1 protein-coding gene and 1 pseudogene are annotated in these 1,261 nt (G+C 74.3%); both read left to right on the top strand.

Annotated features, from left to right (window positions below):
• Positions 1–697: pseudogene (locus tag FOE67_RS26075) on the top strand (hypothetical protein); the annotation flags it as partial.
• Positions 698–791: 94 nt separating this feature from the next.
• Positions 792–1,157, top strand: coding sequence for a PH domain-containing protein (locus FOE67_RS26080; RefSeq protein WP_182667285.1), 366 nt, complete (start codon positions 792–794; stop codon positions 1,155–1,157).
• Positions 1,158–1,261 lie beyond the last annotated feature (104 nt).

Raw genomic sequence — 1,261 nt, forward strand, 5'->3', positions numbered from 1 at the left:
CCCCCGCCGGCCCGCCCTCGTGGTGCCCTGGCGGGACGCCGTGGCCCTGCTGCGGGAACCGGCCCGCCCGCTGTGGGCGGGAGTGTGGGTGCTCGCGGCGGCGGCACTGCTCCACCTCCCGCCGGTGGCGTCCCCACCCGATCCGCCGGCCCTCGCCCCCCTGCTCGGCCTGCTCGGCCTGCTCGGCCTGCTCGTCCCGGTGGCGGTGTGGGCGGCGGCCCACCACCTCGCCGAACCGGCCCGGCTGGACGGGGACGACCTCCGGAGATCCGCGGGCCTGCCATGGTCGGCGGCCGGGGTGGCCCTGCGGCACGCGCTGCTGCCGGTGGCGCTGCTGTCGACGGCGCTGCCGCTCGCCTCGGCGGTGGTCGCCCTCCCGGCGGGCGCCGGGGCGGGGCCGGCGCTCCGGGGCACCGTACTCGCCGTGGCGGCCGTTCCGGCGGTGGTCGGCGCGACGCTGGTGAGTGCGTACCGGGGCCCGGTCCCGGCCCACCTGCTCCCCGGGGCCCAATCGCCGGTGGGGGCGGTGCTGTGGCAGGTGCGGGGGCCGCTGGCGGCACTCGTTCCGCTCCTCGTGCTCCACCACCCGGCCCGGGGCGACGGACATCTCGCCGCGCGGGTGGCCTGCTCACTGGTGGTGGGGGCCGGAACGCTGTGGTGGGGCGGGCACACCGCCCGCGCGGCGGCCCGCCGCTGAACCGACCCGGCGGAACCGTCCCCGGCGGCCGGGCGTCCCCGCTACCGTACGAACCACGCGCGCGGGACGCGCGGGGACGAGGAACGGGGAACCCATGGCACTCTTCGGCAACGCGCACGCCATCGACCCGGCGCAGGCGCAGCAGGAGTACGCGAGGCTGCTGGGTCAGGGGGAGCAGGTGCACGCCGCGTACCTGCTGATCCGCGACACCATCCTGTTCACCGACCGGCGGCTCATCCTGGTCGACAAGCAGGGCATCACCGGCAAGAAGGTGGAGTACCACTCCATCCCCTACAAGAGCATCACGCACTTCGCCGTGGAGACCGCCGGCACCTTCGACCTCGACGGGGAACTGAAGATCTGGATCTCCGGCGACTCCGTGCCGATGCAGAAGACCTTCACCAAGGGCGTGGACATCTACGAGGTACAGGCGATCCTCACCCAGTTCGTCACCCGCTGACACCGGACGCGCGGGCCGCCCCGGGGTCCGCACGCCCCGCCCCCTGTCTCTTATACATATCTGACGCTGCTGACGAAGCTGCAAATGTATGTATCCCTTCTCGC

This window comes from Streptomyces calidiresistens (assembly GCF_014141525.1).
GTDB lineage: Bacteria > Actinomycetota > Actinomycetes > Streptomycetales > Streptomycetaceae > Streptomyces > Streptomyces calidiresistens.